At 61.7% G+C, this 24,822-nt stretch carries 23 protein-coding genes, 1 tRNA gene and 1 pseudogene; 15 read left to right on the top strand and 10 right to left on the bottom strand.

All coding sequences use genetic code 11. The features are described from left to right. Positions 1–2 precede the first annotated feature (2 nt). The gene (locus tag B7H23_RS12780) at positions 3–548 is read left to right on the top strand and encodes a GNAT family N-acetyltransferase (protein WP_094077862.1); all 546 of its coding nucleotides are present in this window, start codon (positions 3–5) and stop codon (positions 546–548) included. 307 nt (positions 549–855) lie between these two features. Here the strand turns inward: B7H23_RS12780 and B7H23_RS12775 are convergent, their stop codons facing one another. Together B7H23_RS12775 and B7H23_RS12770 are read right to left on the bottom strand one after the other, a co-directional pair. Further along, positions 856–1,122 (bottom strand): conjugal transfer protein TraD, encoded by a 267-nt coding sequence (locus tag B7H23_RS12775; RefSeq protein WP_094077861.1) that lies wholly within the window; start codon positions 1,120–1,122, stop codon positions 856–858. Between the two features lies 1 nt (position 1,123). After that, positions 1,124–1,462, bottom strand: coding sequence for a conjugal transfer protein TraD (locus B7H23_RS12770; RefSeq protein ID WP_094077860.1), 339 nt, complete (start codon positions 1,460–1,462; stop codon positions 1,124–1,126). 159 nt (positions 1,463–1,621) lie between these two features. Here B7H23_RS12770 and traA point away from each other — a divergent pair, with 159 nt between their 5' ends. From traA to B7H23_RS12740, 6 genes and pseudogenes are all read left to right on the top strand, one after another. Then, complete coding sequence (gene traA, locus B7H23_RS12765; protein ID WP_094077859.1) at positions 1,622–4,606, top strand: Ti-type conjugative transfer relaxase TraA; 2,985 nt, start codon at positions 1,622–1,624, stop codon at positions 4,604–4,606. A gap of 130 nt (positions 4,607–4,736) precedes the next feature. Beyond that, positions 4,737–4,952, top strand: coding sequence for a helix-turn-helix transcriptional regulator (locus tag B7H23_RS12760; protein ID WP_094077858.1), 216 nt, complete (start codon positions 4,737–4,739; stop codon positions 4,950–4,952). After that, positions 4,939–5,223 carry a hypothetical protein gene (locus tag B7H23_RS16105; RefSeq protein WP_094077857.1) on the top strand — a complete coding sequence of 95 codons (285 nt, stop codon included), beginning with the start codon at positions 4,939–4,941 and terminating at the stop codon, positions 5,221–5,223. Before B7H23_RS12760 ends, B7H23_RS16105 begins: the two co-directional genes overlap by 14 nt. Positions 5,224–5,287: 64 nt before the next feature. Next, the gene (locus tag B7H23_RS12750) at positions 5,288–5,584 is read left to right on the top strand and encodes a type II toxin-antitoxin system RelE/ParE family toxin (protein WP_094077856.1); all 297 of its coding nucleotides are present in this window, start codon (positions 5,288–5,290) and stop codon (positions 5,582–5,584) included. 13 nt (positions 5,585–5,597) lie between these two features. After that, positions 5,598–5,906 carry a HigA family addiction module antitoxin gene (locus tag B7H23_RS12745; protein ID WP_094077855.1) on the top strand — a complete coding sequence of 103 codons (309 nt, stop codon included), beginning with the start codon at positions 5,598–5,600 and terminating at the stop codon, positions 5,904–5,906. A gap of 58 nt (positions 5,907–5,964) precedes the next feature. Then, positions 5,965–7,593: pseudogene (locus B7H23_RS12740) on the top strand (recombinase family protein); the annotation flags it as partial. On the opposite strand, the gene B7H23_RS12735 reads toward B7H23_RS12740, so the two are convergent. Next, positions 7,564–7,653: transfer RNA gene (locus B7H23_RS12735), tRNA-Ser, on the bottom strand. The pseudogene B7H23_RS12740 and the gene B7H23_RS12735 sit on opposite strands and share 30 nt — an antisense overlap. Positions 7,654–7,813: 160 nt before the next feature. Here B7H23_RS12735 and B7H23_RS12730 point away from each other — a divergent pair. From B7H23_RS12730 to B7H23_RS12700, 7 genes are all read left to right on the top strand, one after another. After that, positions 7,814–8,818 (top strand): septal ring lytic transglycosylase RlpA family protein, encoded by a 1,005-nt coding sequence (locus tag B7H23_RS12730; protein ID WP_240535103.1) that lies wholly within the window; start codon positions 7,814–7,816, stop codon positions 8,816–8,818. Next, entirely contained in the window at positions 8,818–10,002 is a 1,185-nt protein-coding gene (locus B7H23_RS12725) for a D-alanyl-D-alanine carboxypeptidase family protein (protein ID WP_094077854.1), read from the top strand. Before B7H23_RS12730 ends, B7H23_RS12725 begins: the two co-directional genes overlap by 1 nt. A 69-nt stretch (positions 10,003–10,071) precedes the next feature. After that, positions 10,072–10,737 carry a dTMP kinase gene (gene tmk, locus B7H23_RS12720; RefSeq protein WP_094077853.1) on the top strand — a complete coding sequence of 222 codons (666 nt, stop codon included), beginning with the start codon at positions 10,072–10,074 and terminating at the stop codon, positions 10,735–10,737. Further along, on the top strand, positions 10,737–11,798 hold the full coding sequence (locus tag B7H23_RS12715) for a DNA polymerase III subunit delta' (protein WP_094077852.1): 1,062 nt from the start codon (positions 10,737–10,739) through the stop codon (positions 11,796–11,798). The genes tmk and B7H23_RS12715 overlap by 1 nt, the downstream gene beginning before the upstream one ends. 93 nt (positions 11,799–11,891) lie before the next feature. Next, positions 11,892–13,454 carry a methionine--tRNA ligase gene (gene metG / locus B7H23_RS12710; RefSeq protein ID WP_094077851.1) on the top strand — a complete coding sequence of 521 codons (1,563 nt, stop codon included), beginning with the start codon at positions 11,892–11,894 and terminating at the stop codon, positions 13,452–13,454. Continuing rightward, positions 13,451–14,254, top strand: a complete 804-nt coding sequence (locus tag B7H23_RS12705) for a TatD family hydrolase (protein ID WP_240535102.1) — start codon at positions 13,451–13,453, stop codon at positions 14,252–14,254. The genes metG and B7H23_RS12705 overlap by 4 nt, the downstream gene beginning before the upstream one ends. 4 nt (positions 14,255–14,258) lie before the next feature. Continuing rightward, positions 14,259–15,071: an MBL fold metallo-hydrolase gene (locus B7H23_RS12700; RefSeq protein WP_094077850.1), complete on the top strand. Its 813-nt coding sequence runs from the start codon at positions 14,259–14,261 to the stop codon at positions 15,069–15,071. A gap of 336 nt (positions 15,072–15,407) precedes the next feature. Here B7H23_RS12700 and B7H23_RS12695 read toward each other — a convergent pair whose 3' ends face one another. Continuing rightward, on the bottom strand, positions 15,408–16,577 hold the full coding sequence (locus B7H23_RS12695) for a M20 aminoacylase family protein (protein ID WP_094077849.1): 1,170 nt from the start codon (positions 16,575–16,577) through the stop codon (positions 15,408–15,410). Positions 16,578–16,621: 44 nt separating this feature from the next. Next, complete coding sequence (locus B7H23_RS12690) at positions 16,622–16,972, bottom strand: DUF423 domain-containing protein (protein ID WP_240535101.1); 351 nt, start codon at positions 16,970–16,972, stop codon at positions 16,622–16,624. Positions 16,973–17,078: 106 nt separating this feature from the next. Between B7H23_RS12690 and mazG the strand changes: the two genes are divergently transcribed. Next, positions 17,079–17,912 (top strand): nucleoside triphosphate pyrophosphohydrolase, encoded by an 834-nt coding sequence (gene mazG / locus B7H23_RS12685; protein WP_094077847.1) that lies wholly within the window; start codon positions 17,079–17,081, stop codon positions 17,910–17,912. A 25-nt stretch (positions 17,913–17,937) separates the two neighbouring features. On the opposite strand, the gene hflX is transcribed toward mazG, so the two are convergent. The 5 genes from hflX to B7H23_RS12660 form a co-directional block, all read right to left on the bottom strand. Then, positions 17,938–19,260 (bottom strand): GTPase HflX, encoded by a 1,323-nt coding sequence (gene hflX, locus B7H23_RS12680; protein ID WP_094078371.1) that lies wholly within the window; start codon positions 19,258–19,260, stop codon positions 17,938–17,940. Positions 19,261–19,323: 63 nt separating this feature from the next. Continuing rightward, positions 19,324–19,566 (bottom strand): RNA chaperone Hfq, encoded by a 243-nt coding sequence (gene hfq / locus B7H23_RS12675; RefSeq protein WP_094077846.1) that lies wholly within the window; start codon positions 19,564–19,566, stop codon positions 19,324–19,326. Positions 19,567–19,721: 155 nt separating this feature from the next. Beyond that, positions 19,722–21,098, bottom strand: a complete 1,377-nt coding sequence (gene trkA / locus B7H23_RS12670; protein WP_094077845.1) for a Trk system potassium transporter TrkA — start codon at positions 21,096–21,098, stop codon at positions 19,722–19,724. Positions 21,099–21,113: 15 nt separating this feature from the next. Continuing rightward, the gene (gene ntrX, locus B7H23_RS12665) at positions 21,114–22,475 is read right to left on the bottom strand and encodes a nitrogen assimilation response regulator NtrX (protein ID WP_094077844.1); all 1,362 of its coding nucleotides are present in this window, start codon (positions 22,473–22,475) and stop codon (positions 21,114–21,116) included. Continuing rightward, complete coding sequence (locus B7H23_RS12660; RefSeq protein WP_094077843.1) at positions 22,465–24,720, bottom strand: sensor histidine kinase NtrY-like; 2,256 nt, start codon at positions 24,718–24,720, stop codon at positions 22,465–22,467. The genes ntrX and B7H23_RS12660 overlap by 11 nt, the downstream gene beginning before the upstream one ends. Positions 24,721–24,822: the final 102 nt, after the last annotated feature.

The raw sequence follows: 24,822 nt of genomic DNA, 5'->3' as shown, positions 1-24,822 counted from the left end.
TGATGGCAAACGACTATCGTGTGAAATGCGTACCAGAGTACGAGATCGATACGCGAACGGCGTCGCAGATTGTGGCGCTGTTGGACGAGAGTTTCCCCGACACTTTCGATGGCAGAACCTATTTTAAACAACTGCCGCACTTTCGCTATCTGGCGTTTGAAGGCGAAACCGTCATCGGCCAGCTAGGTGTTGATCACCGCGTTATCAGGGTGGGGGGAAATATCATCAGGATCTTCGGGATCATCGATCTCTGCGTGAGACTAGCGCATCGCGGCGCTGGCCTCGCTAGCGACCTTCTTAAGCAAGTCGAAAGCTTGGCGGCAGCTTCCAATGTCGACTTCCTTGTTTTGATGGGCGACGTCGACACGCTCTACATCGCGAATGGTTTCCACCATGTTAACCCTGCGATGACGAAGTGGCTAGCCGTTGAGGACGTTGAAAGCGTGACTATTATTGAGCGCGACCTTTCTGATTGCTTCCTCGTCAAGCCATTGCGACATACACGCTGGCCCGTTGGCAACATCGACATGATTGGATACTTGTTCTAGCTGCTCTCACCGCATCGCCAGCGTCGCATAATTCTTGACCTTTCGATCTTGCTCGCGTCGCGATGCACACCCGCAAGAGTCTGAGTTTTGCAGCAGGTATTTGCGACGCCTTGCGGCCCGAGTCTTGGGTCGCTCGTGGGACGTGAGGTTCACGTTGGGCACGACATGGAATAACATGGTGCCCGCTGGATTCCAGTGCAAAAAATTCTTATCCTGAAAGGCGCAGAACACCACCAAAGGAAAGGAACTTTGCAGTGATGGCGGGCAGCGCTGCGATATGTGAGGTCTCCGCGCCGCCCGCCATCGGTCACGTCCCGTCACGCCGTATGTGCGATGTGGTTGGCGCTTTTTTTTCCTGTTCCGTTGCGAACGCCTCTTTCCCCTTTCCGGCCCACAGCTCTCGCGCCCGTTCTCCGTCTACGCCGTTAAGCTTATCGGCCATCCAGATCAGCGCACCGTAGATCATGGCGCGGTCGTCGCCTGTAAGGTCCACAATCCCCGCCTTGACGACAAGGCCACCGAGTTCGATCAGATGCCGCGTTCGCTTGCGGCGCTCGATCTGCCAGTTGCGCATGTCATGTCGCGCCCGCGCCGCCCGATGCCGATTGCGCGCTGCCCGGTTGCGCCGGAGCGCCGCCAGCGTTGCGGTCAGGCGCTGGTGCAGTTCGCCGCGATTTGCTGCGAAAGAACGCCGCGCCGCGATTCGCCCACGCCTCCCTCTTTCCGGCGTCTTTGGTTTCCGCCAGCGCAACCAGCGCACCAGCCAATTCGTCGATGGTGAGCACATCGGCTCCGGTGGCGATGACCAGCTCGCCGAGTTGCTGCACCTTGCGGGTTTTCAGTTCTCGCGCCTTGTCTTCCAGTGCTTTCAATTCTGCATCATAATCCCGTGGCTTGCGCACCATCGTCTCCATAAGCTGTTGATGCAGAGATGATAGTTGCTTGGAAGCCTGAACGCAGTATTGTTGCCGGGACGGTGTGGCACGGCCCGGTCCATCCCGAGATTTTTTCGAGGGAGGGCGCGCTTATACGTCGTTCCGACGTGCGCTTCTTCGTGACAATTCTTGATCGCGATGGCGATCTATCATCTTCATGTCAAAGTCATCGGCCGCAAGGCTGGGAGTAGCGCGGTAGCGTCTGCCGCCTACCGCTCGGCCTCGCGGATGCGCGACGAACGCATCGACCGCGTACAGGACTTTTCCGCCAAGCGTGGTGTCGTCCATTCCGAGGTGCTGCTGCCGGACGGCGCGCCGGAGCAATGGTCCGACCGCGAACGGCTCTGGAACGATGTGGAGGCGTTCGAAGTTCGAAAGGACGCGCAGCTTGCCCGCGAGGTGGAGTTCGCCATTCCGCGCGAGATGACGCAGGCACAGGGCATCGAGCTTGCCCGCGATTTCGCACAATCCGAATTTGTCGATCAGGGCATGATCGCCGACCTGAATGTGCATTGGGACATCGGCGAGGACGGCATGCCGAAGCCCCATGCGCATGTGATGCTCACCATGCGCAGCGTGGACGAGAACGGTTTCGGCCCGAAGGTGCGGGAGTGGAACCGCACGGAGATAGTCGAACGTTGGCGTGAACGCTGGGCCGAGCATGTCAACGAGCGGCTGGCCGAACTCGACATAGACGCGCGGATCGATCATCGCAGTCTTGACGCACAGGGTATCGGCCTGGAGCCGCAGAGCCAGGTCGGTGCACCCGCGAAGCGCATTGAGGGCGAAGGGATCGAGGCCGCCGACCGCGCGGACATGCACCGCGAAATAGCCCGCAACAACGGCGCGCGGATCATCGCTGATCCCTCCGTTGCACTGGACGCGATCACACATCGGCAATCGACCTTCACGCGGCGCGATATGGCAATGTTCGCGCATCGGCACAGTGACGGCATCGAGCAGTTCAACGAAGTCATGGGCGCGATGGGCGGCTCGCCCGATCTGGTCGAACTCGGGCAGGACAGACGCGGCGAGGATCGGTTCACCACACGCGACATGATCGAGGCCGAACAGCGGTTGCACCGCGCGGCGGAACTCATGGCCGGGAAGGAATTGCACGAGGTCAGCGACCGAGACAGAGCGGCCGCACTTGCGCACGCCGAACAGCGCGGTCTTGTCCTCTCCGGCGAGCAGGTTGGTACGCTGGCGCATGTCACGGACGGGCGCGATCTTGGCATCGTCGTGGGTTATGCCGGGACGGGAAAGAGCACCATATTGGGCGTGACGCGCGAGGCTTGGGAAGCGGCGGGCTTTGAGGTTCGCGGCGTTGCTCTGTCCGGTATCGCCGTCGAGAATCTAGAAGGCGGATCAGGCATCGCCTCGCGCACCATCGCCAGCATGGAACATGGCTGGAAACAGGGTCGCGAAATGCTCACCAGCCGCGATGTGCTTGTCATCGACGAGGCGGGCATGGTCGGCACGCGGCAGTTGGAGCGCGTGCTGTCACATGCGGCGGAAGCGGGCGCGAAAGTTGTGTTGGTCGGCGATCCGCAGCAATTGCAATCCATCGAGGCAGGCGCGGCCTTCCGATCTGTCTACGAGCGTCACGGCGGCGCGGAGATCGGCACCGTCCGCCGCCAGCGCGTGAACTGGCAGCGCGCGGCCACCCGCGATCTGGCCACCGGCAGAACCGTTCATGCGATCCAAGCCTATGACAGTCATGGCATGGTGCATGAGGCCGCATCCCGCGAGCACGCGCGCGGCGATCTGATCGACAGATGGGACCGCCAGCGGCAGGCGTCACCAGACAGCAGCAGGATCATCCTCACCCATACCAATGCTGAAGTGCGGGAACTCAATAAGGCCGCCCGCGACCGAATGCGGGAGGCTGGCGATCTGGGCGAGGACGTGCGCGTCACAGTCGAACGCGGCGCTCGCAGCTTTGCCTCCGGGGACCGCGTCATCTTCCTGCAGAACGAACGCGGGCTTGGCGTGAAGAACGGCACACTCGGCACCATCGAGCAGGTCAGCGCACAGAGCATAACAGTGCAGGCCGATGATGGCCGGTCCATTGCCCTCGACCTCAAGGACTACAACCGCATCGACCACGGATATGCCGCGACGATCCACAAGGCGCAGGGCATGACGGTGGACCGGACGCATGTCCTGGCAACGCCGGGCATGGACACCCATGGCAGCTATGTCGGCTTGTCACGGCATCGCGATAGCATGGACCTGCATTATGGTCGCGACGACTTCGCCAATCGAGACCGGCTCACCAAAACCCTGTCGCGCGACCGCGCCAAGGACATGGCGACAGATTACGAACCAGCGCAGGACTATGCCGAACGGCGTGGCATCACCTTCCGCAAGCGGATGGAGCGGGTTGTTGAGATCGCAAGGCAGGTGCCGGAGAAGGTGCGCAGCATGTTCGACGGCCTGCGCCTCTCCGCAGACGGCGCGCCTTGCGCGGACGCCGGAGATCGGCCGCAAATGGGAAGAGCGGACGCGGATGGTCCGCAGCGTGAACCGGCATCGCTTGCGAGGGAGGATGCCGATGACCCGGAATTGGCGATGCGCCGTGCCCGAACCGATGCGCTCAAGCGTCATGCCCGCGCGGTGGACGGGATATTCAGTACCGAGGACACGGGCGGCAAGGCCAGCCCTGAGCAGATGCGCGAATTGACCGATGCCCGCAAAGCCTTTGAGGAAGTGCGGCCGCATGGCTGGCGCGATGCCGAGGCCGCGTATGTCAAAGACCCGGAGCTTGCCCGAGAGGCAGGCAGTGGCCGTGTCAACCGCGCGGTTCGCGCCCTGCAGCTCGAAACAGAAATCCGCACCGACCCGCAGCGCCGCGCTGACCGCTTCGTGGAGCGCTGGCAGAAACTCGACCGCACCAGCCACCGCCAATACCAGACTGGCGACATGTCCGGCTACAATGCCACCCGCTCGTCGATGGGAGACATGGCGAAAAGCCTCCAACGCGATCTGCAACTGGAATCCATCCTCGTAAACCGCAAATTGGAACTCGGGATTCAGTTCGAATCAGGCCGCCGACTCGGCGCCGAACTCGCCTTCACCCACGGCATCGACCTGGGACGGGGACGCGGGATCGGCCTCTAAGATCATCCTATTTGCCGCCGCTTCTACGCCACAGCACGACGCCAGCTAAATAGCTATTGCGCAACGGTAATTCGCCGCTCTGTCTGATTCCCGCACCCTTCAGGAACAACCAGCAGGAGGCAGAAAAGCCATGCGCCAACCAGACCGTATCATCCGCATGAACACCGTCCAAGACCGCACCGGCCTGTCCCGGTCCACGATCTACCGCAAGATCGCCGAGGGCACCTTCCCACCCCAACTCAAGATCAGCATCAACGGCGCGGGATGGCGCGAATCCGACATCAACCGATGGGTTGCCGATCCGGTCAGATGGCGGCCGGAGGAAGAAGCCGATGAAGCCCGCTAAGGCTACCGCGTCGGCCGATCCGGAACATGACGGAGCAACCGACGAATCCCATTCCCCGCGCGCCGACAGACCGCTCACCGCGTCGGAGCAGCTTGAGGAATTGCTGGACTATCCGTGGCCCTTTCCCGGCAGGCCGCCCAAACATGACCTGTCCACATGGACCGTCACCGACGACTGGCCCGACCCCGTTCCAGTCACGGAAGCCGAGATCAAGGTGTTCGAGCGGTGGTTCGGCGACCTGTTCGATGAACTGTTCGGCTCCGGTGGCTGAACCCTGTTTCCTATTGCGATATGAGTTATAGAGTGGTACATATGCCCGTCATTGGAGTGACGCTGTGATCGTAGGCTTTCGGGACGACTGGCTGCGGGCCTTCTTTGTGGATGATATCCGCTCTCGCAACATCCCTTCCGACCTGGAAGCCCGCTTGTTCCGCAAGCTCCAGATGATTGACGACGCCGTGACCGATCAGGACTTGCGCGTGCCGCCCAGCAATCACTTCGAGAAGCTGCGCGGCAATCTGGCGGGTTTCCATTCCATTCGGGTCAACCAGCAATGGCGGTTGATCTTCCAGTGGGATGGTAAGCGCGGCGAGGCGGACGGAATCTATCTGGACGATCACAGCTACCGATGAGAACGAGGCAAAGATGCTGACCACCAAGCGCAAGCCGGCGACTGTCGGCGAAATCCTCACTGAAGAGTTCATGCAGCCGATGGGTTTGACGCAGGGGGCGCTCGCCGAGGCGATGGGCGTTCAGCGCAAGCACGTCAACGAGCTGTGCGGCAATCGCAGGAACGTGACGGCGGCAACGGCGCTGATCCTGGCCCGTGTGTTCGGCAACAGCCCGGACTTCTGGCTCAACGTGCAGCGGCGCAGCGATCTTTGGGAGGTGATGAACACGCCCAAGGAGCGCGAGCGGGTCGAGCGCGCGCGTCCATTGGAGAATGCGGCTTGAGCGCAGTCATGCGGCCAGATAGTTGCGGTCGAGTCATAATTGAGAAGGAGACATCGCCATGACCGCTTCCACCGTGCCGCTACGCGCCGCCCTTTACCTGCGCGTTTCGACGGCGCGGCAGGCCGAGCATGATGTTTCCATTCCCGACCAGAAGCGGCAGGGCGAAGCCTATTGCGAGGCGCGCGGCTTGCGGCTGGTCGAGACCTTCATCGAACCGGGCGCATCCGCCACCAACGACCGCCGCCCGGAGTTCCAGCGAATGATCGAGGCGGGCACGTCTAAACCCGTGCCGTTCGATGTGGTTGTGGTCCATTCGTTCAGCCGCTTCTTCCGCGACCATTTCGAGCTTGAGTTCTATGTCCGCAAGCTCGCCAAGAACGGCGTGAAGCTGGTTTCGATAACTCAGGAAATGGGCGACGACCCCATGCACGTCATGATGCGGCAGATCATGGCGCTGTTCGATGAATACCAGTCCAAGGAAAACGCCAAGCACGTCATGCGGGCCTTGAAGGAGAACGCGCGACAGGGCTTCTGGAACGGCTCGCTTCCTCCTATCGGCTACCGCACCGTCGCTGCCGAGCAGCGCGGAGCCAAGACCAAGAAGAAGCTGGAAATCGACCCGCTCCACGTCGACACGGTGCGGCTGATCTATCGTCTCGCCCTGGAAGGCGACGGCACCACCGGCCAGATGGGTGTCAAAAACATTGTCTCTTACCTCAACAAGCGGCGCATCTTCACCCGCGACGGCGGACGTTGGGGCATCGGTCAGGTTCACCGCATCCTCACCCGGCGCACCTATATGGGCGAGCATGAGTTCAACAAGCGCAGCAAGACCAAGGAATTGAAGCCCGTCAGCGAGATCGTGACAGTTCCTGTCCCGCCGATCATCGACAAGGAAATATTCGAGGCGGTGCAGAAGCTCCTCAAGGCCCGCAATCCCAAGGTCATGCCCGCCCGCGTCATCAGCGGCCCGACCATGCTGACCGGCTTGATCCATTGCGCCAAGTGCGGCGGGGCCATGACCATCCGGACCGGCAAGGGCGGGCGTTATCGCTACTATGCCTGCTCGATGAAGGCGCGGCAGGGACCGACCGCTTGCACAGGCATGGCCGTGCCGATGGAGAAGCTGGACGATCTTGTGGTCAATCACCTTGAGAAACAGCTACTTCAGCCCGAGCGGCTGGAAACCGTTCTTGCCGCCGCGCTCGACCGCAGGGAAGAACATGCCGAGCGCCGCCGCGAGCATATCGCCGAACTCAACAAGCGCGCCGCCGAATCGGAACTGCGCCTCAAGCGGCTTTATGACGCCATCGAGGCAGGAGTGGCCGATCTGGACGACCCGGCGCTGAAAGACCGTATCGACGGCCTCAAGGCCATCCGCGATCAGGCCAAGGCCGATGCAGAGCGAGCGCAGGGCATGCTTCAAAACACGGGGCAGAAGGCGGTAACGCCGCAGATGCTGCGCAAGTTCGCCGCAACCGCCCGCGATCGTATCCGGCTGGAAGGCGGTGGCTATCGCCGCGACCACCTGCGCGCGCTCGCCCAGCGTGTCGAGGTGGCCGAGGGCGAGGTTCGTATCATGGGATCGAAGTCTCGGTTGCTACAGACGCTTGTGGCGGAAAGTGGCGTAAACTCAGTGCCCACTCAGGGACTGAAGTGGCGGATGGGGTGGGATTCGAACCCACGGTACGGTCTCCCGCACGCCGGTTTTCAAGACCGGTGCCTTAAACCACTCGGCCACCCATCCGGTGACGAAGCGCTTCATAGGGCGAGCGCCCGATTGCTGCAAGCGTGTTCGTTTGGTCACAGCCTTGCCACTTGAGCGCCGCATTCTGGCGGCACACGGGATGAACGGATAAGAGGCATGCGTCGGCACGACTGCCGACGTCGAGCGCAAGGGGCCCTTCATGAATCGCCTGTTTGGCTGCGGTACGGCTACGGCCCTCATTTTGGCCAGCGGTCTTCTGACGGCCTGCACCACCTCCAATCAACAGGCGTCCAAGTCGATGGCGTCACCCGATACGCTTGCCACATCGGAGCAAGGCCAATCGTCCGATCCGAAAAAGTCGGTCGCCGGTGAGAAGCTGGCCCTTGTGGAAGAAGGAAAAAGCGGTTCGACCAAAGCGCTCGAAAACGCGGTGGGCGCATCGGTCGCATCGGCTACCGAGCCGCGGACGCGCCTTCGCCGGGGCGGCGGCAGCTACAAGATCGGCAAGCCATACAAGATCAGGGGCCGCCTTTACGTGCCGAAGGATGAACCTGGCTATTCCCGTATGGGGCGCGCATCCTGGTACGGGCCGGGTTTTCACGGACGCATGACGGCCAATGGCGAGATCTTCGATCAGGATGCGCTGACAGCAGCTCATACCACATTGCCGCTGCCGAGCTATGCGCGCGTGACGAATATGAAGAATGGTCGGTCGGTCGTCGTACGCATCAATGATCGTGGCCCCTATGCCCATGACCGCGTCGCGGATCTGTCCAAGAAAGCGGCCACGATGCTCGGCTTTCATCGCGCCGGTCACACGCAAATCAAGCTGGAATATCTTGGCAAAGCGCCGCTCGAAGGCTCCGATAAGGGCAAATTGCTGGCAAGCTACAGCGAAGACGCAGATGCGCCTGCCCAATTACCCGGAGCGGCGATGGCGGTGGCTATGGCCGGTCAGATCAGGGATGGGGTCGAGGCCGTTGGCAACGGCGTTGCCAGCCTTCAGAAAAGTGCCGCTAAACTCCTGCCGGGGGTTCCCAAACGCAGGGAGGGTGACCAGATCGATGCAAGGGATCTTTCGACTGAGGTCCAACGCGAGCGATTTGGGCGTGAAGCTGTGGCCCATCCCCTCGGCTATGCTGCCAGGCCCCTGGCCCGGCCGGTCGCGTTCGACCGCATTCTGACAACAGCATCTCCTGAGTGATGAGCCGTCTGCCTCTTGCCGGGTCGCTCCTGGCTATGATTCTTCTCTCATTGAATCTGACGGCCGCTGCGGCGCCTATCGAAACGGCCGCCAAACAGGTTCTTCTGGTCGACGAGGCCGATGGTACGGTGCTGTTGGCGCGCAATATTCACCAGAAGGTCGAGCCGGCCTCGCTGACCAAGCTCATGACGGCGGAAATTCTGTTGTCGGAACTCTCTGCGGGCACGGTTCGCGAAGATACCGTCTTCACCGTATCCGAACATGCCTGGCGGACCGGCGGCGCGCCCAGCGGCTCGGTCGCCATGTTCCTCAAGCCGAAGGAAGAGGTGCCGGTCATCGACCTGCTTCGCGGCATTGTGGTGCAGAGCGGCAATGACGCCGCCATCACCATCGCCGAAAATTTGGCAGGCTCCGAAGAGCAGTTTGCCGAGCGCATGAACAGCCGCGCGGCCGAACTTGGATTGACCGACACGACCTTTCACAACCCATCGGGGCTGAGCCATCCGGACCAACTCGTCTCGATGGCCGATCTGGTGACGCTAGGGCGACACATTCACCGCACCTATCCGGATTACTGGCCGATTTTTGCCGAGCCGGCCTTCGAATGGAACAAGGTGTTTCAGCGCAATCGCAATCCGGCGCTCTCGCCGCGAATCGGCGGCGACGGTCTGAAGACGGGCCAGAACGAATCGCTCGGTTTCGGTGTCGTCGCTACGAAGGCGAAGGGCGACCGGCGCGTCTTTCTGGCCATGGGCGGACTGACCAGCCGCGACGAGAGATTTCAGGAGACACGCAAACTGCTCGACTGGGCGTTGGACGGCTTCGCGCGCAAGCCGCTTTATCGGGCGGGGGAGCTTGTGGAAACCGTGCCCGTCTTCGGCGGCACTAAGGAAAAGGTTGCGCTTTTGCTGGCGGAGACCTTTCGGCCGCTGATACCGGTTGACGGAGCTGGCGTGGACGCGCAGGTCATGTATTCGGGACCGATCGCAGCGCCAGTTCAGCGGGGAGAAGAGATCGCCAAACTGATCGTTCGTGTGAACGGTAGCGAAACGGTGAGCGTGCCGCTTCTGGCCGCGGACGATGTGCCGAGCAAGGGACTCTTCACCCGCGCGGCCGATGCTCTCAGTGAACTGGCCTTCGGATGGCTTCGCAATGTGGAACTGCCTTGGACAACCGCATCCTGACCGACAATTCTTCAAGCGATTGCAGCTTGGCCATTGCCATCGGCGCACACGGCGCACTAAGCCAGAACCATGGAGCATAGAGGCGTTTTCCTAACCTTCGAAGGCGGTGAGGGCTCGGGCAAGAGCACGCAATTGCGCCGCCTCGCCAAAACCATGCAGCGCGCCGGTCGCAGCGTGCGCGTTACGCGCGAGCCCGGCGGCACGCCCGCGGCTGAAGCGCTTCGCACGGCGCTTCTGTCGGGCGAAGCCAAGGCGCTTGGGCCGCTTGCCGAAGCCTGCCTGTTTGCCAGCGCCCGAGCCGATCATGTCAGCCAGCTGATCAAACCGGCGCTTCGGCAGGGACAGGATGTGCTATGCGACCGCTTCATCGATTCCACGCGCGCCTATCAGGGTGGGGCAGGGGTCTCCGCCGAGCATCTGCATCTTCTGGAAGAGCTGGCGCTGGGCGATCTGAAACCGCACCTCACGCTACTGCTCGATATTGACGTCGAAGAGGGCATGAAACGTGCCGACGCCCGGCGGCAAACGGACGAGCCGGACCGTTTCGAGGCGGACCGCATGCCCGAACACGAACAGCGGCGGCAGGCCTTTCTTCAAATGGCGGGCAATGAGCCCGATCGCTTTGCCGTGATCGACGCATCGCTGCCGGTCGATGCCGTTGAGGCAGCCGTGACAGCTATCGTGACGAAGCGGCTGGGAATCGATCTGCCGCCTGTCGGGAAACGGTCATCGTAATGGCCGTGCTCGATGAAGACCTGGTGCGTCCGGCTCATGACGATCTGGAAGGCATTGTGCCGCCGCAAATGTCCGGCGCGCCTGTCGGCCACGATGCGCCGTGGAGCCAGTTGGAGAGCGGCTACCAGATAGACCGTCTGCCGCAGGGTCTCATTCTGACGGGTCCATCAGGAATCGGAAAGGCGACCCTGGCCTTCCAGTTCGCGCGCTATCTTCTCATGCATCCTTCGCAAGCCGAGGCGCCGACAAGTGGGCCGGACTTTGCCGTGCCGGAGAATCTCTACCGTCAGGTGGCGAGCGGCGCCCATCCCGACCTTCTGCACATTCGCCGACCGTTCAACACCAAATCGAAGACGTTCCGCACCCGCATCACCGCCGAGGAAGTGCGTGCCATCGGCCGGTTTCTAGGGCACACCAGCGGCGATGGCGGCTACAGGATCGTGATCGTCGATCCGGCGGAGGATATGAACACTCATGCAGCCAACGCGCTGTTGAAGGTGCTGGAAGAGCCACCCAAAAACACCCTGTTCCTCTTGATCAGCCATGCGCCGGGACGGCTGCTGCCGACCATTCGGTCTCGCTGCCAGATGCTGAGACTTTCGTCGCTTCGGTCCGGCGATATGCAGGTCGTTCTGGATCGGCTCGATGTTGCCGGACCGCCGGACGGCGATATGGGCCGAATTGGCGCGATGGCGGAAGGAAGCGTTCGGCGCGCCATTCTTCTGCTGGCCTTTGGGGGGCTGGAAATCGCAGAAGCGGTCGATGGCATCCTGAACGGCGGATCGTTCGATTTGCAGACCGCAAAGGCCGCTGCCGCTTCGGTAGGCGGACGCGGCAGCAATGATGCTTTCGACCAGTTCAACCGACATGTCGACGACAGGCTGACGCAGATGGCCCGCGACCAAGCCGTGGCAGGGCTGGGAGGTCGCGCCAATCGTCTTTCCCTCTATCACGCAGAGTTCAACGAGGCAGTCGAGGCCGTGCGCACCTACAATCTCGACCGGCGACATCACGTGGTGAAAACGTTACGCGATCTGCACGAGTTGCTGCACCGCGACTGACCAATATTCAAGCCATAGTAAGCCTTTCCAGCAGGCAAGCCTTGCTTTATCTGAACGCCGAGCCGAAAACCGGCTCCGGAACCGAGAGAGACCATGAGCGACGATCGCTTCTACATAACCACGCCGATCTTTTACCCGAACGGCGTTCCCCATATTGGCCATGCCTACACCGCCGTTGCGACGGACGTTCTGGCGCGCTTCCAGCGTCTCGACGGCAAAAAGGTCATGTTTCTGACGGGAACCGACGAGCACGGCCAGAAGATGCAGCAAACGGCTGAAGGCGAGGGGATCGAACCGATCGAACTGGCCGACAGGAATTCGGCGGTCTTCCGACGTATGGTCGAGATGCTCGGTTGTTCGAACGACGATTTTATCCGCACGACCGAAGACCGCCATCGCGAGGCCTGCCAGGCGCTTTGGCGCAGGATGGAAGACAATGGCGATATCTATCTCGATACCTATGGCGGCTGGTATTCGGTTCGCCAGGAGGCTTTCTTCGACGAAAAGGAAACCACTCTGGGCGAAGACGGTGTCCGCCGCGAACCGCTCGGCTCGCCTGTCGAATGGGTCGAGGAGGAGAGCTATTATTTCCGCCTGTCGGCTTATGGGGACAAGCTGCTGGAGCATTACCGCGACAACCCGGATTTCATCGGTCCGGCCGAACGGCGCAACGAGGTCGTCAGCTTCGTCAAGGGCGGTCTGAAGGATCTGTCGATCAGCCGCACGACCTTCGACTGGGGCGTGCCGGTGCCCGGCAATCCGGACCATGTGATGTATGTCTGGGTGGACGCGCTCACCAACTATCTCACCGCTGCCGGCTATCCGGACGAAACGGATGAGAACTGGCCGTTCTGGCCGGCCGATGTCCATATTATCGGCAAGGACATCATCCGCTTTCATGCGGTCTACTGGCCCGCTTTTCTGATGAGCGCCGGCGTTCCGCTGCCGCAACGCGTCTTCGCCCACGGCTTCCTGCTCAACAAGGGCGAGAAGATGAGCAAGAGCGTCGGCAATGTCGTCGACCCATTCAACCTCGTCGAAGCCTATGGCCGCGATCAGCTGCGCTACTTCCTGATGCGCGAAACCGTGTTCGGTCAGGACGGCTCCTACAGCCACGAGGCCATCGTGGCGCGGATCAATGCCGATCTCGCCAACGATCTGGGCAATCTCGCCCAGCGTTCGCTCTCCATGATCGGCAAGAATTGCGACGCCGCGGTGCCGAAGCGCGGCGAACTCACCGCAGCCGACACGGCCATGCTGGAGCAGGCGAGGGGGGCGTTGAGGGAAGCGCGTGAGGCGATGGCGCATCAGCGGATACATGCCGCGCTCGGTACGATTTTCGGCGCGGTCTCCGAAGCCAACCGCTACTTCGCCGGCCAGGAACCCTGGGCGCTGAGGAAGACCGACCCCGACCGCATGGCGACGGTGCTCTGGACGACCGCCGAGACGCTGCGCATTCTGGCAATCTTGGCCCAGCCCGTCATCCCGGAGGCCGCCGGCAAGCTGCTCGATCTTCTGGCCGTGCCCGAGACTGAACGCGACTTCGCCCATGTCGATGTCGCCTATGAACTGAAGGCCGGCGTACCGCTGCCGAAACCGCAGGGCGTCTTCCCGCGTTTCGTCGAACAGGATGAAGCGGCAGGGAAGGGGGCGTGAGCCCGGTGACGTTGATCGACAGCCATTGCCATCTGGATTTCCCGCAGTTCCAGGACGACTTCGCGGGCGTTCTGTCGCGAGCCGAAGACGCCGGCGTTCGGCGGATGGTAACCATCTGCACCCGTGTTCGGCGTATCGATACGCTACGCGCCATGGCCGAGGCTCATCGCGAGATCTATTTTTCCGTCGGCACCCATCCGCACCAGGCGGCGGAGGAAACCGACATCACGGTCGACGATCTTCTGCGACATGCGGCGCATGAGAAATGCGTCGCGATTGGCGAAGCGGGCCTCGATTACTTCTACGACAATGCGCCGCGCGACGATCAGGAACGCGGCTTCCGCATCCATATCGACGCCGCCCGGCAGAGCGGTCTGCCACTCGTCATTCATGCCCGCGATGCCGATGACGATATTGCCGCGATCCTTCGCGAAGAAAGCGGGAAGGGGCCCTTCCCCTTCATCATGCACTGCTTCTCAGCCGGTCGCCCCTTGGCCGAAACCGCTATCGAACTGGGCGGCTATGTATCCTTCTCCGGTATTCTGACGTTCAAGCGATCCGACGAGTTGCGATCCATCGCGGCGGATCTGCCCCCGGACCGGCTGCTCGTCGAGACCGACGCACCCTATCTTGCGCCGCAACCCTGGCGCGGGCAGACCAATGAGCCGTCCTATGTCGCTGAAACCAATCGGGTTCTGGCCGAGTGCCATAGCGTCGATCCGGAGCGGATGGCGGAGATGACGACGCAGAACTGTCTGCGCTGCTTCAGTAAGATGCCGCCATTGCCGGAGGCCGTCTGATCTCATGGCGACACTGCGGTTCACGATGCTTGGATGCGCCTCATCGCCCGGCGTGCCACGCCTGAATGGCGACTGGGGAAAATGCGATCCGAACCAGCCGAAGAACCGCCGGTTGCGGGCCGCGGCGCTCATCCAGCGCATCGCCGATGACGGACAGACGACCACGGTCGTGATCGATACGGGTCCCGATTTCCGCCAGCAGATGATCGCGGCTGGCGTCACGGAGCTGCACGGCGTGGTCTATACCCACGCCCATGCCGACCATCTGCACGGCATCGACGATCTGCGCGGATACTGGCTGACGCAGGGTGCATTGATCGAGAGCTATGCCGACAATGCAACCTTCGCGCGCATCTTCGATGGCTTCCAATATGTCTATGAGACGCCGCCGGGATCGGCTTATCCGCCCATTCTGCGACGCAACGAGATCGCGCCGGGACGGCACTTCACCATCGAGGGCGATGGCGGCCCGATCCCGTTTCTGCCTCTCTATCAGGAACACGGCTCGATCCATTCTCTCGGCTTTCGCATCGGGCCCATGGCCTATTGCACGGATGTGTCGGCCTGGCCGGAGGAAAGCGTCGCGCAGTTGCACGGCCTCGACCTGCTAGTGATCGACGCGCTCCAATATCGCCGGCATCCAAGCCATTTCAGCCTGGAGCAGGCGGTGGAATGGGTCGATCGCCTGAAGCCGAAACGCGCCGTGCTGACCCATATGCACACGCCGCTCGATTACGACACGGTGATGGCCGAGACGCCGGACCATGTCGAACCTGGCTATGACGGGCTCGTCGTCGAACTGCCGCTAACCGACTGAGCCATTCGACCCGACTGCCGGACGACGATGCCGACAGCGTGAACTGGACGGGCATCGGCTCGTATCGCTTCACCATCATTGGCTTTTCGATCCTGGTTCCGATCCACCATCGACGAAGTGACGGTACAATCCGTGCCCATCCAACGACTTGCGTCGATCATTTAGTTCCATAACCAATATTATGCCAATTAAATGGAGATGCGATGCCGGAAGGAGTGTGGCGCCCCTCATCACCAAACGCGTTGTTCGAGATGTCTTGAATGAGCCGCCGCTTTGATCGCCATTGGGATAAAGGCGCGATCAATCGTGCTTCGATGAGAGGCGCTTGCTGTCCGGTTAGATCGCCAGCGCTGTTTCGGCCAGCGTCACCCAATAGCGAACGCCATGCGGGATGGCGTCGTCGTTGAAGTCGTAATTCGGATTGTGCAGGCCCGCGCTGTCGCCATTGCCGATGAAGATGTAAGCGCCCGGCCGTGCCTCCAGCATATAGGCGAAGTCCTCCGCGCCCATCATCGGCGGGTGATCGGTGATCACCTCTTCGTGTCCGGCGACCTTGCGGGCGGCGGCGATGGCGATTTCCACGGCGCCGGCTTCGTTCACCGTCACCGGATAGCCGCGCCGGTAGCGGCATGTCGCCTGAACGCCATGCGCGGCGGCCACGCCATCGACGACACGACGAATGGCGGCTTCGGTGTCGTCGCGCACGGCCGGTGAGAGCGTACGGACCGTGCCGCCCAATTGCACGCGCTCGGGAATGACGTTGAAGGCCGAACTGTCCGCCGACAGCTTGGTCATCGAGACGACATTGGCCTCCAGAGGGTCTGTGTTGCGCGAGACGATCGTCTGCATCGACAGGATCATCTGCGCCGCGGCCACCATGGGGTCGGCGGTCGTGTGGGGCATGGCGGCGTGGCCTCCCTTCCCCACGATCTCGATGTCCGGATAATCGGCGGACGCCATGATGGCGCCGGTTCGGATACCGAATTGGCCGATTGGCAAACCCGGCAGATTGTGCATGCCGAAGACCTGCTCGATGCCAAAGCGCTCCATCAGACCGTCTTCGACCATGACGCGCCCGCCCGCCCCGCCTTCTTCAGCCGGCTGAAAGATGACCGCCACAGTGCCGGCGAAATTGCGTCCATCGCAAAGTTCGCGCGCCGCGCCGAGCAGCATGGCGGTATGGCCGTCATGGCCGCAGGCATGCATCTTTCCGGAGATGCGGGAGGCCCAGGATACGCCGGTCGTCTCGGTAATCGGCAGCGCATCCATATCCGCGCGAAGGCCGATCGTCCGGCCGCCAGAGCCGTTCCGCCCATGGATCACCCCAACCACGCCCGTCCGTCCGATACTCGTCACCACCTCGTCGCAGCCAAAAGCCCCGAGCCGCTCGGCCACGAAACCGGCCGTTCGGTGCACGTCGAACAGCAGTTCGGGGTGTGCATGAAGATCCTGACGCCATTCAGCGATCTCGGATGCCCGGCTGGCGAAGTTTTCGGTCAAAGCCATGGAAGTGTGCAAACCCTTGTTATTCTTGTGCCGACGCTATCAGATCAGCTCCGCTGCACAAAGCCGCTGACGATCACCGCCAGCCATCCCGCCATTAGGGCAAGGCCGCCGGTCGGCGCGGCGCGCCAGAATAGCCCGTCCCGACCGAGCGCCTTGAGCATCACGTCGCCGCAGAAGAGCGTGGCGCCGACCACGATCAGAGCGATGGCAAGCGCGACGATCTTCGAGCGTGGCAGATGGCCGGCGAGCGCGATCAGCGCCGGAGCGTGCGCCAGCAGGATGAGCGCCACCGCGGATGTCAGCCGGCTGTCGGCAGACCCATGCGCGGAATAGGCTGCGGCGGCGACGCCGAGAAGGCCGAACAGTCCGCCGATCGATAGAATGATGCCTGTCACGATTCTGCCTGTCATTAACTGTGGATGGAGAGGCTTTATCGTGAAAACGCCTTTCGGTCAGCCTTCCTCACGCTACCTCTACGGAACCGGAAAAGCGGACAGGGCCATGATCGCTACCAAAGACATCGAAGACCTGCTAACCATTATGGCGCGGCTGCGCGATCCGGAAACCGGCTGCCCCTGGGACGTTCAGCAGAACTTTCGGTCCATAGCGCCCTACACGATCGAGGAGGCCTACGAGGTCGCGGACGCTATCGAACGCGACGACATGGTGGATTTGAAGGATGAACTGGGCGATCTGCTTCTGCAGGTTGTCTATCATGCGCAGATGGCGAAAGAAGCTGGTGCGTTCGCCTTCGAAGATGTCGTCGAGACGGTGTCCCGGAAAATGATCCGTCGCCATCCCCACGTGTTCGGCGATGCCGGGCCGAGGCCGGTGGAAGAGGTGAACGCCGTATGGGATGCCATCAAGGCGGAAGAACGCGCCGAAAAGCGTCAAGCGAAGCTGGCGGCCGGTTTGCCGACGGAAGCGCCGAACGGTCCGCTCGGCGAGGTTCCAAGCGCCCTTCCCGCGCTGATACGCGCGGAAAAGTTGCAGAAGCGCGCTGCCTCGTTCGGCTTTGACTGGCCGGACGTTGCCGAGGTCCTCGACAAGATCGAGGAAGAAATCGATGAACTTCGCACGGCGATCGAAAACGGTGATGCAGGCGAAAGGCAGGACGAACTTGGCGATGTGATCTTCGCGCTCGTCAATCTCGGCCGCCATCTTAAGGTTGATGCGGAAGAAGCGTTACGCGGCACGAACCGCAAATTCATCAGGCGACTGACCTTCGTCGAGCGGGTATTGCGGAACGCGGGCTCATCGTTGAAGGACGCAACGCTGGATGAGATGGAAGCAGCCTGGAAGGCGGCGAAAGAGCATGAGAAGCGCGGACGTTAGCGTCCACAGCTGAACGGCTGGCCTGTCAAAATGCGCGTTCTAGCCGCCTTTGCAACGCCGCCATTGCTTCGCCCGTCATGGCGATTTCGAACGTGACCGATCCATCCTCCTCGTCGGTCCGCGAACGGACGTCCCCATTGGAATAGATCCAGTCGAGCTGGCGCAGTTCGGCGGGTGAAAGCGTCAGGTCCACCGTCCGAATCGCTCCGGCAAGCCGCTCTTCGATAGCGCGCAGAAGCTCGTCGATCCCCCTGCCCTCAGCGGCCGAAATGGCAACGATATTGCTGGCCGCCGCCTGCGCTTCGCGCTTGCCGCGATCTTCGGGCGCGAGCCGGTCCATCTTGTTCCAGACTTCCAACACTTTGCGGTCGTCATCCACCTGCACGCCCAGATCGGTAAGAATGGCCGCGACATCTTCGGCCTGGGCCGCGGCGTCGGGATCGGACATGTCGCGTAGATGAACAACGAGATCGGCTTCGACAACCTCCTCCAGCGTTGCCCGGAACGCCGCGACCAGATGGGTCGGCAGTTCGGAAATGAACCCGACGGTATCGGAAAAGATCGCATCGGTGCCGTGCGGCAGTTTGAGGCGGCGAAGCGTTGGATCGAGCGTGGCGAACAGCATGTCCTGAGCCAGCACCCCTGCCCCGGTCAACGTATTGAATAGAGTAGATTTTCCAGCGTTTGTATAGCCGACGATCGAGACGATCGGATAGGGCACCTTTCGGCGCTTGGCGCGATGCAGTTCGCGCGTGCGGCGCACCTGCTCCAGTTCACGCTTCAGCTTGGCGATCTTTTCGCGAAGGATACGGCGATCCGCCTCGATCTGTGTTTCGCCTGGTCCGCCGAGAAAGCCGGCGCCGCCGCGCTGCCGTTCGAGGTGCGTCCAGGATCGGACCAGCCGTCCACGCTGATATTCCAGATGCGCCAGTTCGACCTGCAGCGTGCCTTCCTTCGTCCGGGCCCGCTCACCGAAGATTTCGAGGATCAGACCCGTCCGGTCCAGCACTTTGGCTTTCAGTTCGCGCTCGAGATTGCGTTGCTGAACCGGCGAGAGCGGATGGTCGACGATAACGACCTCACTTTCGGTTTCATCAACGATTTCGGCCAGCTCTGCAATCTTGCCGCTCCCGATCAGCGTTCCAGGACGGGGTCGGTTGACCACGACAATTTCGCTATGGCGAATGTCGAGCCCGATCGCGCGGGCCAGACCCGTCGTCTCGGCCTGTCGAGCGTCCGGCGCGCGCCGCGCTTCACCCTCGGTGCTTTCGCCGGCCTTATCCTTTGTATGCGCGGGAAGAACCGGCGTAATGGCGATGGCGCGCGTCGGCGCATCGTCATTGACGATCTGAAAGGCGACCGGTCCCTTCTGGGGCTGTTCGCCGTCATCGTCCTCGGTATGGTCGGTCAATCAGCCTTCATCCACTTCGCCGGTAAAGAGCTGCACGGGTTGGCTGGGCATAATAGTGGAAATAGCATGCTTGTAGACAAGTTGAGAGTGGCCGTCGCGTCGAAGGAAGACACAGAAATTATCGAAAGATGTCACCACACCGGTAAGTTTGACGCCATTGACCAGAAAGATCGTCAGCGACGTTTTGTTCTTGCGGACCGTGTTGAGAAAAAGGTCCTGAAGATTTTGCGTTCGATCTGCCATTTCTTATCACTGCATTTCTGCCAGTGTCCCCCGTGATCCGGTTTATGATAATCGCTTCACTGCCCGGACAACAGATCGGCTTCGGTCTGCGCGGTTACCAAACTGCCGCACTCTCCGCAACTGTCGCATAGTTTGGCCGCAGAAACATCGCTCGCCTAGAAGAATTCCAGGCTGACGCGGAACACCTGTTCGACGTCCCGAACCGCTTCCTGCATGGCAAGGATAACGACCCGGTCAGCCGGTTTGATCTTTGTTTCACCCGTCGGGCGGATGATCTTGCCGTCCCTGTAGATGGCGCCGATCCGCGCACCTGTTGGAAGGTTCGCTTCTCGAAGCGGTCTGCCCACGAGTGGCGAGGTTTCGAGGGCCTCGGCTTCGATGATCTCCGCCGCTCCCTTCTGTACCGAATGGACCGCCCGGATCCGCCCGCGGCGCACATGTTGGAGCACGCGGCTGATCGTCACCGAACGCGGATTGACATAGGCGTCGATGCCGAGAAGGCGCGAAAATTCGTGATAGGACGGATTGTTCATCAGAACGAGGTTCGAGCCGCATCCCACGCGCTTGGCCATCACAGCGGACAGGATATTCACCTGGTCGTCATTGGTAAGAGCCACGAACAGATCGGCATCGGCGATATCGGCCTCGACCAGCAGGTTCTGATCGAGCGCGCTGCCGTGGAGCACGACGGTCCGGCGCAACTGATCGGCGATCAGCGAGGCGCGCTCGCGATCGGCCTCCACGATCTTGACGCGAGCCCCGGTTCCGCGTGTCTCGATGGCTTTGGCGACATAGAGGCCGATATTGCCACCCCCGCCGATCACGATTCGCCGCGCTGCCGGCTCTTCATGTCCGAACAATGCCAGGGTTCTCTTGACCTGAGAAGTATCGGCAACGACGTAGGCTGTGTCGCCGGCATACATCTGGTCGGAGGAATGGGGGATGAAGAGACGGTCGCCCCGCTGGATGCCGACCACCGTGCTGCGCAGATCGGGAAACAGATCGGACAGCTGGCTAAGGGGCGTATTGACCACGGGGCACTCTTCCGCGCATTCGATGGCCACCATCACCACATTGTCATTGGCAAAGCGCACAACATCCGTCGCGCCGGGAATGGCGATGCGCCGCAGCACCATTTCGCCGACTTCCTGTTCCGGCGAAATGATCACGTCGATCGGCATGTGATCGCGTGAGAAAAGATCCTGATAAGGCCCCTGCCGGTACGATTGCGCGCGGATGCGGGCGATCTTGGTCGGCACCTCGAAGAGCGAATGCGCCACCTGGCAGGCGACCATGTTCACCTCGTCGTGGAGCGTGACGGCGATCATCATATCGGCGTCGGCCGCACCCGCCTGCTCCAGAATGTCCGGGTGGGAGCCGTGGCCGACCACACCCCTTGCATCGAGCGTGTCGCGAACCTGACGGACCAGATCGACCGCCGTGTCGATCACGGTCACATCGTGTTCTTCCGATGATAGCCGTTCAGCAATGCCGTAACCGACGCGCCCGGCGCCGCAAATAATGATGCGCATCGAAAAAAGCCGCCCTTATACGCCCAGTGATTTCAGCTTCCGGTGAAGCGCGGAGCGTTCCATGCCGATAAATTCCGCCGTACGGGAAATGTTGCCGCCAAAACGATTGATCTGCGCGGCCAGGTAATCGCGTTCGAACATTTCACGCGCCTCGCGAAGCGGTAGGGTCATGATGTGAGTTTCCGATGACGATGGGGTGTTCGGTAGCATATCGCCGATCTCCGCGGGCAGCATTTCCGCGCTGACGACATCCTGGCCGTCAGTGCCTCGCGCCAGGATCATCAGCCGTTCGATATTGTTCCGCAGTTGGCGGACATTGCCCGGCCAGTCATGGCTCTGCAGGACCGCCATGGCGTCATCGCCGATGCGCCTGGGTTTGATACCGGTCTGCCGTGCGATCTGCCCCATAAAATACTCCGCCAGATAGGGAATATCTTCGCGTCGTTTGGCAAGAGACGGCACCTCGACGGGAACGACGGCGAGACGGTGATAGAGGTCTTCGCGGAACAGCCCCTCGGCGATCATGGCCTCCAGATTCTGCGACGTCGATGAAATGATGCGCACGTCGACCTTGACCCGGCGCGCGCCGCCGACACGTTCGAACTGCTGATGGGTCAGAACCGAAAGGATCTTGTTCTGCGTCTCCCGCGGCATGTCCGCGACTTCGTCGATGTAGAGCGTGCCGCGATGGGCCTCCTCGAGCGCGCCGACCTTTCGTTCGCCGCCATTGCTCTCGGTGCCGAACAGTTCGATCTCCATGCGCTCGGGCGTCATCGCGCCGGCATTGATGGTGACGAACGGCCCGTTGGCCCGGGTCGACGCGGCATGAATGGCGCGCGCGGTCTTTTCCTTGCCGGCGCCCGACGATCCGACGATCATGACGCGACTATTGGTCGGACCGACGCGCTCGATGGTGGCGCGCAGCGCGTTCATCGCGGAGGACTGGCCGATCAGTTCCACGCTTTCACCGGAGCGTTTCTGCAACTGGTCGACTTCACTGCGCAGCTTGGAGGCTTCCAGCGCGCGTTCCGCGATCAGCAGAAGCCGATCGGCCTTGAACGGCTTTTCAATGAAGTCGTAGGCACCGCGTTTGATAGCCGAAACCGCTGTTTCGATATTACCGTGGCCCGATATCATCACGACCGGCAGGTTCGGATGCAGCTTCTTGATGTCGTCCAGCAGCGCCAGCCCATCCAGTTTGGAGCCCTGCAGCCAGATGTCGAGAAAGATCAGGCGCGGCACCCGATCATTGATGGCAGCAAGCGCGCTGTCGCTGTCGTGCGCCTGCCGTGTCTCATGTCCCTCGTCGTCGAGAATCCCTGCGACAAGGCCGCGAATGTCCTGCTCATCGTCAACGACTAGAATATCAGCTTGCATCACTCACCTCGGCATTGGTTCGGGCGGGGGGCGTTTCGACATCCCGCGCCGGTAACTGGATTACAATCATAGCCCCCCGGCCGCCGTGGAACCTGGCTGGCGCGTCGTGAAGACCGAGCCCTCCTGCGTGTTCCTCGACAATCTTTCTCACAATCGCGAGCCCCAACCCCGTCCCCTTCACGCGGGTGGTCATATAGGGCTCCAAAAGCTTCTGGCGGTCCGCCCCGGGCAGGCCGCAGCCATTGTCCAGCACACGAACCTCGATCATTTCCCCGCGATGCTCCGCCTCGACGCGAATGGCGCCCTTCAGGTCCGGCTCCGTACCGCGGGCCGTATCGATGGCCTCGGCGGCGTTCTTGATGAGATTGCCAAAAACCTGGCCGAGCAGACGGCGGTCGAACGTTCCCATCAGAGGGTCGTCGCCGAGCGCCAGTTCGAACTCGATCTCGTCGCGGCTCACCTCGACCAGAAAAGTCGCCTCGCGCAACACGTCGCGCAGATCCGACAGTTCCATCTGCGGCTTCGGCATGCGCGCGAATGCGGAGAACTCGTCCACCATGCGCTTGATGTCGTCGACCTGACGGATGATGGTTTCGGTGCATTGATCGAAGACCTCCCGGTCCTCGGTTAGCTTGCGGCCGTATCGTCGCTGAATGCGTTCGGTGGATAGCTGGATCGGCGTCAGCGGATTCTTGATTTCGTGGGCGATGCGGCGGGCAACGTCGGCCCAGGCGGTGGAGCGCTGCGCCTGCACCAGATCGGAAATGTCATCCACCGTCACGACCCAGGAATGTTCGCTGTCCTCGCCCGCTTCCTCCATCGTGATCCGGACATTGTAGGTACGCTCGGTACCGCCGCGGATGAAGGTGACCGTATCGCGGAAAACCGGTCGGCCCGACCGCCGGGCGATTTCGAAAACCCGGCCGATCCTTGGGAGCACATGCGAGAGGTTCTTGCCGATCGCATCGCCACCGATGGAGAGGTTTCGGCGCGCTGCCCGGTTGGCGATGGTGATATGCCCATCCTCATCGATGCCGATCACGCCCGCCGTCACGCCGGCAAGCACGGCTTCGGAGAAGCGGCGGCGTTCATCGACCTGGTGATTGGCTTCCAGAAGATCGTTGCGCTGGCTATCGAGGCGGTGAACCATCTCGTTGAAGGTCTGTCCGAGATTGGCCATGTCGCCATCCTCCGGCCGAACAGGCACGGTGACGCGCAGATTACCGGCCTTGACCTCGTCGGCCGCGCCGATGAGCTGACGGATCGGCCGGACCAGCCGGTCGGCGACGGCAATACCCGTCCATATGGCCGACAGAATAACAACCAGCGTAACGCCAAGATAAAGCAGGCCGAAAGCAATTTGCGACGTCGCCCTGTTGGCTTCGAGCGTTCGGTACTCGCCCACATTGGTCCCGACGATCTGGCGCGCGCGAATGACCTGCGGATCGACGAGGCGCACGGTGAAGAGATAGAGCCCTTCCAGTTCGCGCAATTTGATGATCGCGCCGACAATGTTTCGCAATCGCGGCTCGATCATCACCGGCATGCCGTCCGCAGCGCGGTCCACCGCCTCCTGAGGTGGGATCGGCATGGCGAAACTAGCCGTCGTTTCCGCCTGCATGACGAATGCGCCGGTGGAGTCGATCAACGCTGCGTGAGCGAGCGCCCTGCCCTGCGCCTGCCGTGTCATCAGCGCTCGGAAACCGGTCTTGTCGAGGATGAAGGTCGTACGGTTGTTGTCGAGCGTCTCGGACATGGCCAGCGTCGTGCCCTGAAGGTTGGCCGCGTTTTCGCGGACATACGCATCGGCAATCGCAAGCGAGGAATTGATGATGGTCCGCGTGCGAATCTCGAACCAGCGATCCAGTCCAATGTTCAGCGTCACGGAGGCGAAGACCGCGATCATAATGGCGGGCAGCGCGGCAACCAGCGCAAAAAGCGCGACGAGGCGCACATGGAGTCGGGCGGCTGCCCGACCACGGCGGCGCGCGGCGATAATGCGAACCAGCTCACGCCCGATCAGCCAGACCAGCAGACCGACAAGAACGAGATTGATGACGATGAGAACAATCGTGGTATTGCGATCGGGGTCGATCGGCGTCAGCCCGGTGAGAACGGTAAAACTGGCCAGCGCGACGATCAACGTCAGAATGATGAGCGAAGCGCCACGGCGAACGCTGACGCGCCGTCGGTCTCCCCAGCTTTCGCTGTCATCGTCGGCAAGGTTCGCTTCAGCCAGCGTCATTCCATCCTCAACACTCCGTGCCCATTGTGCAACAGCTGTGGCCGATCGGCAACGGACATTCGCGTTCCGCATTAGGGTCGGGACGTGACGGAATTGCGGCGC

The sequence above is a fragment of the Notoacmeibacter marinus genome (genome assembly GCF_002238045.1).
In the GTDB taxonomy this organism is placed as follows: domain Bacteria; phylum Pseudomonadota; class Alphaproteobacteria; order Rhizobiales; family Rhizobiaceae; genus Notoacmeibacter; species Notoacmeibacter marinus.
This window is presented reverse-complemented; position numbering and strand designations above follow the sequence as displayed.

Bases quoted from the DNA above. Each gene is read 5' to 3' on its own strand.
- B7H23_RS12780 (WP_094077862.1), top strand. From the start codon at position 3: ATGGCAAACGACTATCGTGTGAAATGCGTACCAGAGTACGAGATCGAT.
- B7H23_RS12775 (WP_094077861.1), bottom strand. From the start codon at position 1,122: ATGCGCAACTGGCAGATCGAGCGCCGCAAGCGAACGCGGCATCTGATC.
- B7H23_RS12770 (WP_094077860.1), bottom strand. From the start codon at position 1,462: ATGGAGACGATGGTGCGCAAGCCACGGGATTATGATGCAGAATTGAAA.
- traA (WP_094077859.1), top strand. From the start codon at position 1,622: ATGGCGATCTATCATCTTCATGTCAAAGTCATCGGCCGCAAGGCTGGG.
- B7H23_RS12760 (WP_094077858.1), top strand. From the start codon at position 4,737: ATGCGCCAACCAGACCGTATCATCCGCATGAACACCGTCCAAGACCGC.
- B7H23_RS16105 (WP_094077857.1), top strand. From the start codon at position 4,939: ATGAAGCCCGCTAAGGCTACCGCGTCGGCCGATCCGGAACATGACGGA.
- B7H23_RS12745 (WP_094077855.1), top strand. From the start codon at position 5,598: ATGCTGACCACCAAGCGCAAGCCGGCGACTGTCGGCGAAATCCTCACT.
- B7H23_RS12730 (WP_240535103.1), top strand. From the start codon at position 7,814: ATGAATCGCCTGTTTGGCTGCGGTACGGCTACGGCCCTCATTTTGGCC.
- B7H23_RS12725 (WP_094077854.1), top strand. From the start codon at position 8,818: ATGAGCCGTCTGCCTCTTGCCGGGTCGCTCCTGGCTATGATTCTTCTC.
- tmk (WP_094077853.1), top strand. From the start codon at position 10,072: ATGGAGCATAGAGGCGTTTTCCTAACCTTCGAAGGCGGTGAGGGCTCG.
- B7H23_RS12715 (WP_094077852.1), top strand. From the start codon at position 10,737: ATGGCCGTGCTCGATGAAGACCTGGTGCGTCCGGCTCATGACGATCTG.
- metG (WP_094077851.1), top strand. From the start codon at position 11,892: ATGAGCGACGATCGCTTCTACATAACCACGCCGATCTTTTACCCGAAC.
- B7H23_RS12700 (WP_094077850.1), top strand. From the start codon at position 14,259: ATGGCGACACTGCGGTTCACGATGCTTGGATGCGCCTCATCGCCCGGC.
- B7H23_RS12695 (WP_094077849.1), bottom strand. From the start codon at position 16,577: ATGGCTTTGACCGAAAACTTCGCCAGCCGGGCATCCGAGATCGCTGAA.
- mazG (WP_094077847.1), top strand. From the start codon at position 17,079: ATGATCGCTACCAAAGACATCGAAGACCTGCTAACCATTATGGCGCGG.
- hfq (WP_094077846.1), bottom strand. From the start codon at position 19,566: ATGGCAGATCGAACGCAAAATCTTCAGGACCTTTTTCTCAACACGGTC.
- trkA (WP_094077845.1), bottom strand. From the start codon at position 21,098: ATGCGCATCATTATTTGCGGCGCCGGGCGCGTCGGTTACGGCATTGCT.
- ntrX (WP_094077844.1), bottom strand. From the start codon at position 22,475: ATGCAAGCTGATATTCTAGTCGTTGACGATGAGCAGGACATTCGCGGC.
- B7H23_RS12660 (WP_094077843.1), bottom strand. From the start codon at position 24,720: ATGACGCTGGCTGAAGCGAACCTTGCCGACGATGACAGCGAAAGCTGG.